Origin of the sequence: Kitasatospora indigofera (assembly GCF_014655955.1) — a bacterium.
In the GTDB taxonomy this organism is placed as follows: Bacteria; Actinomycetota; Actinomycetes; order Streptomycetales; family Streptomycetaceae; genus Kitasatospora; species Kitasatospora indigofera.
This window is the reverse complement of record NZ_BNBO01000016.1, coordinates 46,714-62,549: the sequence shown is the minus strand read 5'-3', so window position 1 is coordinate 62,549 and position 15,836 is coordinate 46,714. Positions and strand designations below refer to the sequence as shown.

Here is a 15,836-nt window from a genome sequence, read left to right as displayed (position 1 = left end):
CTAGTACCGCCGCCGTACCGGCCGGTAGAGCACCCGGTCCACCCGCCATACGACCGTAATGCGCCGTACACAGTGCGCCCCTGAGTGACCGTCAGGACGGGCCTGACCGCCGGTGCGCCGCGGGCCCGCCTCGGCCTCCCGGCCGCGATCGGCGCAACCGGCCCTCGGCAGGAGGGTCGGCCCTGTGAACAGCTGCCCTGGGTTCGAGCCGCCGGCGGCGGTCGGCGCGCGTACGTCAGCCCTGGTGGCGTACGGCCCGGCAGCGGGACTTCCACCCGGAGAGCCCGTCCGGTGCCGGGCACCGCCGAGGTGCCGCCCCGGGTGTTCCGGGTGGTGCGAGCCTGCCGGGGAGACGGCCGTCCCCTCGTCCACGGCGTGCGCCCCTACGAGGAGGGTGGCGGCAGGGCGGATCTTGCGTCCTCGAACATGTGGTCCTCAAGCCGGGCGGCACGGCCGAGGCCGGCGAAGGGGACAGCCGGCGCAGGGACAGCCGGAGAACGCGACACCGGGCGGCCGGGTCGCCGGAGGGCCCGCCGAGGCGTGAACGCGTCGGTGGACGGAGTGCCGCCCCGGGTCCGTCCACCGCCCCGGGCGGGCCCGGGGCGGTGGACGGACAGCGGGGTCAGAGCTTGAACATCGCGGTGTACGGCTGGGTGATCCGTTCCTGGCGCGACCCGAAGTCGACGAGTACCGCGATGTCGTCCTCGACGCCGATGGCCGTGCCGAGGCCGTACCTGTCGTGGGTGACGCGGTCGCCGACGGCGAAGTACTTGCGCGGAGCTTCGACCCGGGCCTTGAAGGGGCTCGTGGGCAGGGGGCGGCGGAGTGCTGCGGATTTCGTCATCCCCGCAAGTATGCGCCAGAAAACCCCCGTGCGGCCGCCCCGGGCGCGTCACAAAATAAAGTCGGTGGCCCGGGAGCCACGAGCGCCGACCCCTGCGCGGTGCCACGGTCCCCGGCGCGGCCGGCACCCGGGGAGCAACCCGTCCGGACCTCAACATCCCTTCCCCCAGGGTGACTTCAGAATCACGCCGGCACCGGCCGGGGGCCGGCGGGCGGCTCCCGCAGAACCGGCGGCAAAATTCTTCACCACGGCGGGCCCGGGACTGCTAGAGTCTTCACTAGTTGCAGTAGTGGTTCCCATGAACTTGTGTGCGCCTGCTGATGTGTCGCAGGCGCATTTTTGTTGCCCGGATTTCTCCGGGTGGGTGCTCATCGCGGCGACTCGAAGGCCGCACGGTGCGGAATTCGGACAGCCCCTTGAAGGAGATTTTTTATGGCTAATGGCACTGTGAAGTGGTTCAACGCGGAAAAGGGCTTCGGCTTCATCGAGCAGGAGGGTGGCGGTCCTGACGTGTTCGCCCACTACTCGAACATCAACGCCAACGGCTTCCGTGAGCTGCTCGAGGGCCAGAAGGTCGAGTTCGACGTCACGCAGGGCCAGAAGGGCCCGCAGGCCGAGAACATTCGTCCGCTGTAGTTTTTCTGCCACGGCACCCGCCTGGTAGCGAGGGGCCCGCACCGCGTACACGCCCGGTGCGGGCCCCTCGGTTTTGCACGACGACGCATCCCCGGCCTTCAAGGCCCCCCGGCTCCACCGCCACCGGCGGCCGTCCCCACGCGAGGCGCACAGCGCCGCGTGCGGACCGGCGCCCTGCCGTGCCATCGCAGGGTTCGAGGCTCTCCGCTCCCGCTCCTCGCGGTGAGCGCCGGCCGAAGGTGAGCCGCACGGTTCTACCGTCCACGCTTCGCCCGTCGTACGTCCGGCCCGTTCCCTCGTGGTCTCCTCCGGCGCCCCGCGCCGCGGAGCCTTCCTCGTGACGTGCCGCCCTGAGGAAGGTTTCCCGCATGAATCGCTCCAGTCGCTCCTCGTACCAGAACGCCGGCTCCCGCTCCGGCGCCGACGCCCGCGGGTCCCGCTCCGGGGGAGGCGCCGGCTCGGGGTCGCGCTCCGGCGGCAGCTCCTTCTACGGCTCCCGGCCCGCCGGCGGCCGGGGCTCCTCCGGTCGCGGTGGCCGTCAGGACTCCTCCCTGCAGGGCGAGTTCGCGATGCCGGTGAGCACCACCCCGGCGCTGCCGGCCGTCGAGTCCTTCGAGGAGCTGGACATGCCGAAGGCGCTGCTGTCCACGCTGACCCGCCAGGGCGTCACCGCGCCGTTCCCGATCCAGGCCGCGACGCTGCCGAACTCGCTCGCGGGGCGCGACGTGCTCGGCCGGGGCCGCACCGGCTCCGGCAAGACCATCGCGTTCGGCCTCGCGGTGCTGGCCCGGACCGCCGGGCGGCGCGCCGAGCCCCGGCGCCCGCTCGCCCTGGTCCTGGTCCCCACCCGCGAGCTCGCGCAGCAGGTCACCGAGGCCCTCACCCCGTACGCCCATGCGCTGCGCCTGCGGACGGCCACCGTGGTGGGCGGCATGTCGATCGGACGCCAGGCGCAGGCGCTCAACCGCGGGGCGGAGGTCGTGGTGGCCACCCCCGGCCGGCTCAAGGACCTCATCCAGCGCGGTGACTGCCGGCTGGACGAGGTCGGCGTCACCGTCCTCGACGAGGCCGACCAGATGGCCGACATGGGCTTCCTGCCGCAGGTCACCGAGCTGCTGGAGCAGGTCGAGCAGGACGGGCAGACGATGCTCTTCTCCGCCACCCTGGACCGCAACGTGGACCGCCTGGTCCGGCGCTTCCTCAAGGACCCGGTGACCCACTCGGTGGACCCGTCCGCCGCCGCGGTCAGCACCATGGAGCACCACCTGCTGCACGTGCAGAACCACGACAAGAACGCCACGATCGCCCACATCGCCTCCCGGGACGGCGGGGTGATCATGTTCACCGACACCAAGCACGGCGCGGACCGGCTGGTGCAGGAGCTGCTCGCCAACGGGGTGAAGGCGGCGGCTCTGCACGGCGGCAAGTCCCAGCCCCAGCGCACCCGGACGCTGGAGCAGTTCCGGTCCGGCCGGGTGACCGCGCTGATCGCGACCAACGTCGCCGCCCGCGGCATCCACGTCGACGGGCTCGACCTGGTCGTCAACCTGGACCCGCCGAACGACCACAAGGACTACCTGCACCGGGGCGGGCGCACGGCCCGGGCCGGCGAGTCCGGCACCGTGGTCACCCTGGTGCTGCCCCACCAGCGCCGCGAGATGGCCCGCATGATGACCACGGCGGGCATCACCCCCACCTCCACCCGGGTCATGCCCGGTGACGAGGAGCTGGCCCGCATCACCGGCGCCCGGGTGCCCACCGGCATCCCCACCGTGATCTCGGACCCCGTCGTCGAGCGTCCGCGCCGCAGCGCGTCCACCGGCCGTGGCCGTCGCGGCCGCCCCGCCCACGCCGGCCGCGACCAGCAGCCCGGCACCGGCTCCCGCAGCCGGGCGCCCCGGCGCGTCGAGCTCGCCGCGTAGCGGACGGCGGGTGGGGCCCGGACCGCCACGGTCCGGGCCCCACCCGGCCCACCCGGCTCACCCCTGGGCGGCCGCGACCGGGGCCCGCCCCGGCGGACACCGCACAACGCACCACCGCAGGACGGCACCACCGCATCGCGCACCACCGCAGGACGGCACCACCGCCAGGCCCCGACGACCGCCGGCACCGGCGGAAGACCCGCGAAGGAGTCCGCCCATGACCCTCACCCTCGAACCCCCCGTGACCGCGGCCACGGTCGGCGACCGGATGACCGGCCCCGAGCTGCAGATCAGCGACGACATCATGGTCGACACCGCGATGGACATCCTGCAGAGCTCCGGAGCAGACCACCTGCTGGTCCGTGACGAGGACGGCCGCTGCGCCGGTCTGCTGACCCGCCTGCACCTCGCGCCGTTCCAGGCCAGGTCCTGGTACACCGAGCGCACCCCGATCCGGGACGTCGTCCTCGACCGCGCGCCGTACGCCACCGCCGACATGCCGGCCGGTGAGGCGGCCGCCGCCATGCGTTCCCGCGGCCTGGAGCTGTGGCCGGTGGTGGACCACGACGGCCACGTCGTCGGCCTGCTCAGCCTCTAGGTGGACGGACCCCGAACGCCGACACCCTGCGGGTCCCGCAGGCGGCCACCCGGGCGTCCGCCGGGTCCGCGCCGGCCGGCCCCCGCAGGGCAGGCCGGGCCCGAATGAGGGCCGGTGGGCGGGATAGCATGGAGATCCGTTTCACCGGATGCTGAATTCGTCCCCAAGGTTGCCATGGCAGATCTGTCGGTCGGCGGGACCGGTTCCGGTCGCCGCGCGGGTTTCGCGTTCGTGGGCCGCGAGCCCGAACTGCGCTCGCTGGTGAACGGCCTGCTGGAGGGTCCGGCCGTGGTCTTCGTCGAGGGCGAGGCCGGGCTGGGCAAGTCCCGGCTGCTGCGGGAGGCCGCCGCGCGGCTGGAGGGCCAGGGGCTGGCCGTGCTGCGCGGCTGGTGCCATCCGCTGCGCGAGCCGCTGCCGTTCGGGCCGGTCGTCGACGCGCTGCGCGACGCGCACGCCCTGTTCGGCCCCGGGGCACGGTTCAGCCCCGCGACGGCCCACCTCGCACCGCACATCCCGGAACTCGCCGAACGGTTCCCCGCACCCGGCCCGGAGATCGGCGCCCAGCCACGACAGCAGCAGCTGATGCGGGCGGTGCACGACCTGCTGGGCTCCCTCGGCCCGGTCGTGCTGATGGTGGAGGACCTGCACTGGGCGGACGAGGCGACCAGGGACCTGCTGCTGCTGCTCGCCCGGAACCCGCCCCAGCAGCTGCGGATGGCACTGACCTACCGCCGGGAGGACCTGCCGGGCGCCCGCAACGTCCTGGGCTCGCCGTACCGGCGGCCGGTCGGGGTCGGCGGCACCGAGATCGCCCTGACCCCGCTGGCCGAGAAGCAGGTGCGCGAACTCGCCGCCTCGGCGATCGGCCCGGCCGCCGCCGCCCGGCTCGGCCGGGAGTTGTTCGAGCGCAGCGGCGGGCTGCCGCTCGCCGCCGAGGAGGACCTGCTGGTGCTCGCCGACCAGGCCGCCCTCGGCGGTGGCAAGGGCTCGGCATTGAAGGACGCCGCGGTGCCGCGCGCCCTGCAGGAGGCGGTGAACAGCCGGGTCGCGGTGCTCGACCCGGGTGCGGTCGCGGTGGTGCAGGCCGCCGCCGTGCTGGCCGTGCCCGCCAGCGAGGAGCAACTGGCACTGCTGACCGGGCTGGAGGAGGAGCAGGCCGAGCAGGCGCTCACGGCGGCCCTGGTGGCCGACGTGCTGGTCGAACGCGGCCCCGGCCGGTACGGGTTCCGCCACGTGCTGGCCCGGCGGGCCGTGTACGAGCGGATTGTCGGCCCGCGGCGGCGCCGGCTGCACGTCCGCGCCATCGAGGCACTCTCCGGGCAGGACACCCTGGCACTGGTGCAGATCGCCCACCACGCCCGCCAGCTCGGTGACATCACCGCCTGGCTGCCCAGGGCGCTGGCCGCGGCCGACCACGCGGTCGCCGTCGGCGACGACGGCGTCGCCGCCGAACTCCTGCAGCAACTCCTCGCCGAACCCGCGCTTCCCCCGGAGGACCGCGCCCGGACCGCCCTCACCCTGAGCAACGTCGCGTTCTGGAGCGCCGACTCGGTGGCCAGCACGGCGCTCCTGAGCCGCATCATCGCCGACCCGGCGCTGCCCACCCCCGTCCGCGGCGAGATCCGCCTCAACCTCGCCCGCACCCTGATGAACACCAGCACCGACCGGGTCCGGCAGATGGAGGAGCTGGAACGCGCCATCACCGAGCTGGAGAGCAGGCCCGGCCTGGCCGCCGGCGCGATGGCCGCCCTCAGCATGGGCCATCGCGCCGACACCACCCTCGTACAGGACCGCGAGATGATGGACCGGGCCGTGCGGATCGTCGCCCGCAGCGACGATCCGCTGGCCCACGCGACGGTGCTGGCCCTGCGGATCACCCTGCTGGCGGTTTCCGGTGACCGGCAGGCCTGGGACCTCGCGGCTGACCTGCCCCGGGAGAGTCCGGACCGGGACGTCCTGCGCCAGGTGGCCCGGGCGTTGCACAATCTCGCCGACGCCGCCTTCGTGTTCGGCCAGGACGACCGGGCCCGCGCCCCGCTGCACGAGGCCCGCGAACTGACCCGGTCCACCGGCTACAAGCTGTTCGCGCACGGCTGTGACGTGATCCGGCTCAGGCTGGACTTCGGTGCGGGGCGCTGGGAGGGCCTGGACGAGCGGTTCGAGTCGATGATCCCGGAGACGTCCGACGGCAGCGGCTTCCAGACCGAGACGGTGATGGTGCGGGCCATGCTGAACGTGGCGCGCGGCCGGTGGGCCCGGGCCCGCGAAGATCTCGCACCGTTCGACACCGGCGACGAGAGCCACACCTACTGGCAGCTCGGCCAGCAGGGCGTCCCCGTCCTCGCCCGCATCGACCTGCTGGAGGACGAGCCCCGCCGGGCCTGGCAGCGGCTGCAGGGGCCGCTCGCGGTCAGACGCCACAAGGGCGGCTGGGGGTGGGCGACCGAGCTGGTGCCGACCGCGGTGCAGGCCGCGCTCGCCTGCGGCCTGTCCGAGGAGGCCGCACGCCTGACCGACGAGGCCGCCGCCGGGATCGAGGGCCAGGACAGTCCCGGGGCCGAGGCCGAGATCCTCTGGTGCAGAGGCCTGCTGGCCGCCCGCTCCGACCCCGGGGCCGCTTTCGACCTGCTGGAGCAGGCCCGGATCCGGTACGAGGCCATCGGCCGGGCGTACACCGCGGCCCTCCTCTCCGAACAGGCCGGACGCCTCCAGCTCACCGACAACCCCGGGCGGGGCGCCCGCCGTCTCCAGCAGGCCCTCGACGTCTTCACCCGGCTCGACGCCACCGCCGACGCGGCCCGCTGCCGCCAGGCCCTGCGCGCCGGCGGGCAGCTCCGTCCCGAACCGCGCGGCCGTCGCACCTACGGCGCGGACCTCTCCCCCCGGGAGCGTCAGGTCGCCACCCTGCTCGCCACCGGCGCCGGCAACCAGGAGATCGCCCGTACCCTCGGGCTCTCCCCGCGCACCGTCGAGCACCACGTCGCCAACGCGCTCAAGAAACTCGGCGTCACCCGCGCACGGGTCGGCGAGGCGATCCGCGCCGGCGGTGACCCCGGCCTCTGAGCCCACCCGGAGGCCTACGTGGAGTGACCGGGACCGCCGCGACGCAGAGTAGCGTGGAGAGGTCGGTTCCGCCGGTCGATCAGGTCAAGAGGGTGAGACGTGCCAGGTGAGTGGGTCGGCGGGCCGGGGGCGGGCCGCCGTGCGGGTTTCGCGTTCGTCGGACGCGGCGGAGAGCTGCGTACTCTCACGGCGACTCTGCGTGACGGTCCGGCGGTGGTCCTCGTCGAGGGCGAGGCCGGTGTGGGCAAGTCCCGGCTGCTCAGGGAGGCCGCCGCACGGCTGGACGACGAAGGACTGGTGGTCCTGCGGGGCTGGTGCCATCCGCTGCGCGAACCGCTGCCCTTCGGGCCGGTCATCGACGCGCTGCGCGACGCGCACGCCCTGTTCGGCCCCGGAACGCGCCTCAGCCCCGCGACCGCGGCGCTCCACCCCTACCTGCCGGAACTCGCCGGGCGGCTGCCGGAGGGGACGGACGGGCCCGGGGCCGGGCCGCAGCAGCTGATGCGGGCGGTGCAGGACCTGCTGGGCTCGCTGGGCCCGGTCGTCCTGGTGGTGGAGGACCTGCACTGGGCGGACGACGCGACCAGGGACCTCCTCCTGCTGCTCGCCCGGAACCCGCCCAAGGGCCTGCGCCTGGTGCTCACCTACCGTGCGCACGACCTGTCGGGGGCCCGCAACGTGCTCGGCGTGCCGTACCGGCGGCCGGTCGGCGTCGGCGGCACCGAGATCACCCTCGCCCCGCTGACCGAGGAGCAGGTGCGCGAGCTCGCAGCCTCGGCGATCGGCCCGGCCGCCGCCTCCCGGATCGGCCGCAAGCTCTTCGAACGCAGCGGCGGGCTCCCGCTGGCCGCCGAGGAGGACCTGCTGGTGCTCGCCGACCGGGTGGACCGGGTGGAGGACGGCGCCCGCACCGGCACCTCCTGGCTGCTGGAGGAGGCGGGGGTGCCGCGCGCCCTGCAGGAGGCGGTGAACAGCCGGGTGGCGGTGCTCGACCCGGGTGCGGTCGCGGTGGTCGAGGCCGCCGCGGTGCTCGCGGTGCCGACCAGCGAGGAGCAACTCGCGCTGCTGGCCGGGCTGGAGGACGAGCAGGCGGAAGAGGCGCTGACCGCGGCCCTGCTGGCCGACGTCCTGGTCGAACGCGGCCCCGGCCGCTACGGGTTCCGCCACGTGCTGGCCCGTCAGGCCGTGTACGAGCGGATACCCGGCCCGCGCCGCCGCCGGCTGCACGTCCGCGCCATCGAGGCGCTGACCGGCCGGCAGACACCCGCACTGGTCCAGATCGCCCACCACACCCGCCGGCTCGGGGACGTCACCGCCTGGCTGCCCACCGCCCGGGCCGCCGCCGACCACGCGGTCGCGGTGGGTGACGACGGGGTCGCCGCCGAACTCCTGCAGCAACTCCTCGCCGAGGCCGCCCTGCCGTCCGGGGAGCGGGCCCGCACCGCCCTCGAACTCAGCCGGATCGCCATGTACCGCGCCGATTCCTCGACCAGCACGGCGATCCTGGGCCGGATCATCGCCGACCCGGCGCTGCCCGTCGTGGTCCGCGGCGAGATCCGCTTCAACCTCAGCCGCGCCCTGGTGGACAGCAGCGCCGACCGGAGCCACAGCGTCGCACAGATGCAGCAGGCGATCACCGAGCTGGCGGACCGGCCCGGACTGGCCGCCGTCGCCATGTCGGCGCTCAGCATGGTCTCCGGCCGCGGCTCGCGGATCAGCACCACCGCGGAGGACCAGGCCCTGATGGCCGAAGCCGTACGCACCGTCGCCCGGAGCGACGACCCGCTGGCCCGGGCGACCGTCCTGACCAACCGGATCACGCTGATGGGCATGACCGGTGACGCCAGGGCCGGCCAACTCCTGGCGGAGCTGCCGCGCAGCAGCCCCGACCGCGCCGTCCAGCGCGAGTGCGCCCGGGCGCTCTACAACGCCGCGTACGGGGCGATGCTGCGCGGCAACGACCGGGCCCGCGCCCTGCACGACGAGGCCGAGGAGACGGCCCGCCGCACCGGCTACCAGGTCATCGAACAGGGCTGCGCGGTGATCCGGCTCCGTCTCGACCTCGCCGAGGGGCAGTGGGCCGGCCTGGACGACCGGCTCGCGGCGGTCCTGCCGCAGACGGCCGAGGGCACCAAGTTCAGGATCGCCGCGCTGATGGTCCGGGCGGCCCTGGAGGTGGCCCGCGGGTCCTGGGCCGCCGCCCGGCAGCACCTGGCGACGTTCACCACGACCGACGAGGAGAACGCCAGCTGGGACGTCGGCCAGGCGGGAGTCACCCTGCTGGGCCGGATCGACCTGCTGGAGGGCGACCCGGAAGCGGCCTGGGAGCGGCTGCGGCGGCCGCTGGCGGCCCGCCGGCACAAGGGCGTCTGGGTCAGGGCCCACGACCTGACGCCGACCGCCGTGCAGGCGGCCCTGGCCTGCGGCCTGCCGGCGGAGGCCGAGCGGCTGACCGACGAGGCGGCCACCGGGATCGAGGGCCGCGACGCCCCGGCGGCGGCCGCGGAGGTGCTCTGGTGCCGCGGCATGACCACCGCCGCGACCGACCCCGTGGCCGCCCTGACCCACCTGACGCGGGCCCAGGCCCGGTACGAGGCGCTGGGCCGGGTCCACATCGCCGCCCGCGTCGCGGAGCAGGCCGGCTGCCTCCGGCTCGCCCACGACCCCGGCGAGGCGGGCCACCGTCTCCGGCAGGCCCTCGACGTGTTCAGCCGGCTCGGCGCCACCGCCGACGCGGCACGGTGCCGGCAGGCACTGCGCGGGACCGGGGTCCGGAGCCCCGATCCGGGCCGCCGCCACAGCTACGGGCCGGAGCTGTCCCCCCGGGAGCGTCAGGTCGCCGAGCTGCTGGCGACCGGCGCCGGCAACCAGGCGATCGCCCGCGTCCTGGGGCTCTCCACCCGCACCGCCGAGCACCACGTCGCCAACACCCTGAAGAAGCTGGGCCTGCGGCGCGACCAGGTCAGGGACGCGACGGGGGCGGGCGGCGGCGGCTGAACCGGCCGGGAGCAGGGGCGCGGGCCGGGGCGGGGGAAGGCGCGGCGGGCGGACGCCGGGGCCCGCGTCCTCGCGTGCCCCACGGCGGCGTGGCCCGCACGCCTCCGGGTAGGCGGTCCGCCAGGGTGGAACCACCGCCAACAGGGAGGAGCGGCGATGCCGCAGGACATGCCGGCCGAGGATCTCTACCGGTTCGAGGAGTTGCTCTCCCCCGCCGAGAGCGAGGTGCTGGGGCGCCTGCGCGACTTCCTGAGCGCCGAGGTGGCGCCGCACGCGGACACCTGGTGGGGCCGGGCGGCCTTCCCGCACCACCTGATCCCCCGCTACGCCGAACTGGGCATCGCCGGCCTGCCCTACCCGGAGTGCGGCGGTGAGCCCGCCAGCAGCATGCTGAACGGCTTCATCGCCCTGGAGATGGCCCGGGTCGACGCCTCGATGGCCACCTTCTACGGGGTGCACTCCGGCCTGGCCATGGGCAGCATCGCCCGCTGCGGATCGCCGGAGCAGCGCAGCCGGTGGCTGCCGGCGATGGGGCGGATGGAGCAGATCGGCGCCTTCGCCCTCACCGAACCGCAGGGCGGCTCCGACGTCGCGGCGGGGCTGCGCACCACCGCCCGCCGCGAGGGCGACACCTGGGTGCTCAACGGCGCCAAGCGGTGGATCGGCAACGCCACCTTCGCCGACCTCGTGGTGGTCTGGGCCCGCGACGAGGAGACGGACCAGGTGCTGGGCTTCGTCGTGGAGGGCGGCAACGAGGGGTTCGCGGCCACCCGGATCGAGAACAAGATCGCCCTGCGGACGGTCGAGAACGCCGACATCGTCCTGACGGACTGCCGGGTCCCGGAGCGCGACCGGCTTCAACTGGCCGAGGGCTTCCGGGACACCGCCGCCGTGCTGCGCCGCACCCGCAGCGGGGTGGCCTGGGAGGCCATCGGGGTGATGCTCGGCGCCTACCGGATCGCCCTGGACCACACCCTGGAGCGCCGGCAGTTCGGTGGCCCGGTCGCCCGCTTCCAGCTCGTCCAGGACCTCCTGGTGCGGATGCTCGGCAACGCCACCTCCTGCCTGGGCATGGTCACCCGGCTGGCCCAGCTGGAGGACGCCGGCACGTTCCGCGACGAGCACTCGGCACTGGCCAAGGCCTACTGCACGACCCGGATGCGGGAGACCGTCGGCTGGGGCCGGGAGCTGCTGGCCGGCAACGGGATCGTGCTGGACTACAGCATCGGGCGCTTCGTCGCCGACGCCGAGGCGCTCTACTCGTACGAGGGGACCAGGGAGATCAACACCCTGATCGTCGGCCGGGCGGTGACCGGGATCGGCGCCTTCGTCTGACGGTCGCCCGGGGCGGCGTCGTTGCCGCGTTCCGGCCCGGCGGGGCCGGGGGCACCTCGGCCGGGGTGCCCCCGGACGTCCCGTCCGGGCTGGTCGCGGAGGTCCGCACGACGGCCGGCCGAGGAGCCGGCCGTCGTGGCCACCCCTCGGAGCGGCGGGGGTCAGGCCCGGCGGGCGGCCCACACGGTGCGCTCGGTCCGCACGCTCAGGTCGTCGCGGCGCAGGATGCTGTGCGGGCCGTCGGTGTCGAGCAGCCGGTCCAGCGCGGCGAGGTCGGCCGGCGAGAGCTCCGATTCGATGCCGCCGCGCATCCGGCGCAGGCTGCTGAGGGCGTAGCGGCCGACCGCGTCGGCGCGGGGTGCGGCGATGTCGACGGTGATGGTGCGTTCACCCTCCACGGTGAAGCCCGCCTTCCGCAGCAAGGTCCCCCAGTCGGCGCCCCGGTGGGGCAGCTGCTCGGCGTGGTGGCGGTCGAGCGCGGCGTGGCAGCGCTCCTCCAGGCCGGGGGCGTCCGCCGGGGCGTCCCCGGGCAGGAACCGGGGGAACCCGGCCAGCTCGACGACGGCGAACAGCCCGCCCGGTGCCAGCAGTTCGTGGACCTGTCGCAGGGTGCGGTCGGGGTCGGCCATGTGGTGCATCGAGGCCGAGGCCCAGACCAGCTCGGGCCTGCCGAGGTCGGGCCAGTCCGGCGCGTCCAGGTCGGCCTCGACCAGGCGCACCCGGTCGGCCGCGCCGATCGCGGCCGCCTTCTCCCGCAGGCGCTCCAGGTGGACGGCGGAGGAGTCGACGGCCGTCAGCCCGGCCGCCGGGAAGCGCTCGGCCAGGGCGAGGGTGCCGGCCCCGGTCCCGCAGCCCAGGTCGACGATCCGGCGGGGGCCGGGCCCCACCGGGAGCCAGGCGATGACGGACGCGGTGTGCTCGGCGAGCACCTCGGCGTCCAGGTCGAGCAGCTCCGTCTGGTCGTGGGTGTCGCCCTCGGGGCCCTGGTGCTGGTGACCGCCGTGCTGGTGACCTTCGTGCCGGTGACCGTCCTGCTGGTGACCCTCCTGCTGGTGCGGACGGCCGTCGTGGCCCTGGTGCTGGTCACCGTGCGGGTGAACGTCGTGCGGGTGAACGTCGTGCTGGTGGACGTCGTGCTGCGGGTGCGGCGAGGGGTGGCTCATGGGCCCACGCTAAGCGGGTCGTGCGTCTGAGGCCCGACGAGTCCCGGAATGCGCAAGAAGATGGCCCGCGGTGCTGCGGAACGCGCAAGGGGTCACGGCGCCGGCCGGTTCGCCTTCTCGGCGTCCTCGCCGCGCTGGTGCCCCCGGCGGGCGTCACGGTCGAAGATGCCCAGGAGTTCGCACGGCCCGCCCTCGGCGCCGATGGCGTGCGGGAGCATGGTGGGGAACTCTGCCGCCTGGTTGGTCTCGATCCGCAGGCGGCGGTTGCCGAGGAGCAGGATCGCGGTGCCGGAGAGGACGACCAGCCATTCCCGGCCGGGGTGGGCGCGCATCCGGGCGGGGTTGTCGGGCGGCGGGCCGGTCAGGCGCTGGCGGATGACGGTCATGCCGGGATCCGCCTTGAGGGGCCAGCGCATCTGCCCGTGGGCCGCGTCGATCATCGGGTTGGAGATCACGTCGTCGGTGGCGGTCTCGACGAGCTGGTCGAGGGAGGTGTCCAGGGCCCGTGCGAGGGTGACCAGCTGGTCCAGCGCCAGCCGGCGTCGGCCGTTCTCGATGCGGCTCAGCGTGGACTGGCTGACCTTCGCGCGGGTGGCCAGCTCCTCCAGGGACCAGCCCTGGGCCACCCGCAGGGCGCGGATGCGTTTGCGCACCAGGCTGTCCAGCTCGTCATTGTCTTGCGTCATGGGCAAGATGCTATGCCCTCGTGGCAAGGTGCACCTAGCGTCGGAGGTGCCCGGCCCCACCGTCGGCCGGGCGACGACAGCCGTACGAGGACCGGACGGCGCAGCGACGACGAGGGACGACGACATGAACGTGACCGAGGCCGCCCGCACGGCGGACGACCTGCCCGCCGGGACCGTGGACGCCGTGGTGATCGGCGGCGGGGCCGCCGGGCTGAACGGCGCCCTGATGCTGGCCCGCTCCCGCCGCTCGGTGGTGGTGATCGACAGCGGCAGCCCGCGCAACGCTCCCGCCGCCGGGGTGCACGGGCTGCTCGGCCTGGACGGCACGCCCCCGGCCGAGCTGCTGGCCCGGGGCCGCGCCGAGGTCCGCCGGTACGGCGGCACGGTACGGACCGGCGAGGTGGTCCGGGCCGTCGCGTCCGAACCCTCCGCCGGCGGTGATCCGCGCTTCACCGTCACCCTGGCCGACGGCGGCGCCCTGCACGCCCGCCGCCTCCTGGTGGCCACCGGCCTGCGGGACGTCCTGCCGGACGTCCCCGGGCTCGCCGGGCACTGGGGCCACGGCGTGGTGCACTGCCCGTACTGCCACGGCTGGGAGGTCCGCGACGAACCCGTCGGCGTACTGGCCGTGGGCCCGGCCTCGGTCCACCACGCGCTGCTGTTCCGCCAGTTGACCGAGGACCTGGTCTACTTCACCCGGGGCACCGGGCTCGACCCCGACACCCGGGCCCGCTTCACCGCCCGCGGCATCCGGATCGTCGACACCCCGGTCGACCGGGTCGTGTCCGACGACGACGGCGGGATCGCGGGCGTACGCCTGACGGACGGACGACTCGTCCCCCGCCGCGTCCTGGCCGTCGCGACCTCCATGCAGGCGCGCGACGAGGGCCTGGAGGCCCTGGGACTGCCGATGCGGGAGCTGCCCGACGGCATGGGGCGGCACTTCGTCACCGGCTCGGCCGGCGCCACCGAGGTGGCGGGCGTCCGGGTGGCCGGCAACGCCACCGATCCGGCCGCGCAGGTCGGCGCCTCGGCGGCGGCCGGCGCCCTGGCCGGTGCCCACCTGAACGCCGACCTGGTCACCGCCGACACCGACGCGGCCCTCGCCGACGCCCGGCGCGACACCGTCCCCGGCTGACCGCCCCGGCTGACCGCGCACAACGAACCGTGCACAGCGGACCGTGCACAGCGGACCGGCCCCGGCCGACAGGACCAGCAACGTCGACAGGGCCGCCGGGGCCGCCACCGGCGGGCTCCCACCTCACGGACGGGAGGCCGCCGGCCCGGTCTGCGCTCCATCGGCCGGATCCTCGCTCGACCGGCCGGACCCTCAGTCGATGCCCCGCCAGATGTGCGGCTCGGTGTCGTCCTCGGCCTCGACGCCGGCCAGCAGCGGCAAGGGTACCGACAGGACGGGACTCTCCTCGGCGGTCCGCACGGGCGGGTGCCCGCCGGACGTGACGACACCAGCTGCTTCCTCCGACATGCCGGGTTCTCCTTCTCTTCGGTGGCCGTCCGCGGTCCTGCCGTCCGGCGGCGGCCGGTCCACGCCGACGGGTTCGTCGGCAGCGGTCCGCCGCACGCGGGGACGGGCCGGCTCCTCGCACCGGGGCCGCGAGGTCAGTGTGCGAGCATCACTCCCCGGCCGCGAGCGGCCACGCCGCGAAACCCTCCCGGGAGACCGCGGACGTCCGCCCGGCTGCCGCACCGGCGGGCGACGACGTCGGCGGCCGCCCCGCACGCTCGCCCACCCTGGGCACCGCCCCGAGCACCGCCCCGACAGGGACGCGACCCGGGCGTGTCGCAGCGGGTTGACGTCCCCGCCCGCACGGGGTCGTTACACTGGGTAGTCGAACCGTCCCTTGAAGTGAGGAGCCCTGGCATGCCGTACTCGCCGATGCTGGTCAAGCCGATGCGCGAGGAACTGACCGAGGCCGGGTTCACCGAACTGCTCGACCCCGACGCCGTGGACGCCGCCATGGAGAAGGCGAAGAAGGGCCTGACCCTGGTCGCGATCAACTCCGTCACCGGCTGCGCCGCCGGCATGGCCAGGCCCGGCGTACGGATCGCCCTGGAGGAGGCCGCCAAGCGGCCCGACCAGCTGCTGACGGTCTTCGACGAGCAGGACATCGAGGCGACCGCCCGGATGCGGTCCTACTTCCCCGACATCCCGCCGTCCAACCCGTCCTTCGCCCTCTTCAAGGACGGCGAACTCGTCGCCTTCATCCCCCGCCACCGCATCGAGGGCCGCGACGCCCGTGCGCTCGCCGCCGACCTCGCCGCCTCGTTCGAGGAGTACGGCGACTGACCGGCCCACGCCCGGCCGCGTACCCGCCCCCGCGCCGCCGTCGTCCCCGTTCGCCCGATCCCGGGTGGACGGGGACGACGGTGTCCGGGGCCGGCCGGGCCGCTCCGGCCTCCCCCGCCCTCACGGCCCGACCGCGGCCCAGGGCGGAGGGTCCGTTCCGGCATCCTCCCCCTGACCAGCCATAATGACCCGGACATGCCTGGCGAGGAGATCATCGGGACAGCGGCCGGCCGCCGCTCCCGCACGGTCCGGCCGGGCGGGGCGGGACACCGGAACAGGGGCGG

At 74.9% G+C, this 15,836-nt stretch carries 12 protein-coding genes; 8 read left to right on the top strand and 4 right to left on the bottom strand.

The window, feature by feature from the left end; all coding sequences use genetic code 11:
- Positions 1-622: 622 nt before the first annotated feature.
- Positions 623-844: a hypothetical protein gene (locus IE329_RS16475; RefSeq protein ID WP_190211629.1), complete on the bottom strand. Its 222-nt coding sequence runs from the start codon at positions 842-844 to the stop codon at positions 623-625.
- A gap of 432 nt (positions 845-1,276) precedes the next feature.
- On the opposite strand from IE329_RS16475, the gene IE329_RS16470 reads away from it, so the two are divergent.
- The 6 genes from IE329_RS16470 (at position 1,277) to IE329_RS16445 (ending at position 11,395) form a co-directional block, all read left to right on the top strand.
- On the top strand, positions 1,277-1,480 hold the full coding sequence (locus IE329_RS16470) for a cold-shock protein (protein ID WP_030918248.1): 204 nt from the start codon (positions 1,277-1,279) through the stop codon (positions 1,478-1,480).
- Between the two features lie 368 nt (positions 1,481-1,848).
- Positions 1,849-3,402 (top strand): DEAD/DEAH box helicase, encoded by a 1,554-nt coding sequence (locus tag IE329_RS16465; RefSeq protein WP_190211628.1) that lies wholly within the window; start codon positions 1,849-1,851, stop codon positions 3,400-3,402.
- A 217-nt stretch (positions 3,403-3,619) separates the two neighbouring features.
- A complete protein-coding gene (locus IE329_RS16460) occupies positions 3,620-4,000 on the top strand; it encodes a CBS domain-containing protein (protein WP_190211627.1) in 381 nt (126 codons plus the stop codon).
- Positions 4,001-4,174: 174 nt separating this feature from the next.
- Positions 4,175-7,063 carry an ATP-binding protein gene (locus IE329_RS16455; protein ID WP_190211626.1) on the top strand — a complete coding sequence of 963 codons (2,889 nt, stop codon included), beginning with the start codon at positions 4,175-4,177 and terminating at the stop codon, positions 7,061-7,063.
- A gap of 99 nt (positions 7,064-7,162) precedes the next feature.
- Positions 7,163-10,060, top strand: a complete 2,898-nt coding sequence (locus IE329_RS16450; protein ID WP_190211625.1) for an ATP-binding protein — start codon at positions 7,163-7,165, stop codon at positions 10,058-10,060.
- Positions 10,061-10,216: 156 nt separating this feature from the next.
- Complete coding sequence (locus IE329_RS16445) at positions 10,217-11,395, top strand: acyl-CoA dehydrogenase family protein (protein ID WP_229927494.1); 1,179 nt, start codon at positions 10,217-10,219, stop codon at positions 11,393-11,395.
- Positions 11,396-11,556: 161 nt separating this feature from the next.
- Here IE329_RS16445 and IE329_RS16440 read toward each other — a convergent pair whose 3' ends face one another.
- Together IE329_RS16440 and IE329_RS16435 are read right to left on the bottom strand one after the other, a co-directional pair.
- A complete protein-coding gene (locus IE329_RS16440; protein WP_229927493.1) occupies positions 11,557-12,558 on the bottom strand; it encodes a class I SAM-dependent methyltransferase in 1,002 nt (333 codons plus the stop codon).
- Between the two features lie 92 nt (positions 12,559-12,650).
- Positions 12,651-13,244 (bottom strand): helix-turn-helix domain-containing protein, encoded by a 594-nt coding sequence (locus tag IE329_RS16435; protein WP_190211624.1) that lies wholly within the window; start codon positions 13,242-13,244, stop codon positions 12,651-12,653.
- 124 nt (positions 13,245-13,368) lie between these two features.
- Here IE329_RS16435 and IE329_RS16430 point away from each other — a divergent pair, with 124 nt between their 5' ends.
- Positions 13,369-14,382, top strand: coding sequence for an NAD(P)/FAD-dependent oxidoreductase (locus IE329_RS16430; protein ID WP_190211623.1), 1,014 nt, complete (start codon positions 13,369-13,371; stop codon positions 14,380-14,382).
- Positions 14,383-14,574: 192 nt separating this feature from the next.
- Here the strand turns inward: IE329_RS16430 and IE329_RS16425 are convergent, their stop codons facing one another.
- Positions 14,575-14,730: a hypothetical protein gene (locus IE329_RS16425; protein ID WP_190211622.1), complete on the bottom strand. Its 156-nt coding sequence runs from the start codon at positions 14,728-14,730 to the stop codon at positions 14,575-14,577.
- Between the two features lie 396 nt (positions 14,731-15,126).
- Between IE329_RS16425 and IE329_RS16420 the strand changes: the two genes are divergently transcribed.
- Positions 15,127-15,552, top strand: a complete 426-nt coding sequence (locus tag IE329_RS16420) for a BrxA/BrxB family bacilliredoxin (protein ID WP_190211621.1) — start codon at positions 15,127-15,129, stop codon at positions 15,550-15,552.
- Positions 15,553-15,836 lie beyond the last annotated feature (284 nt).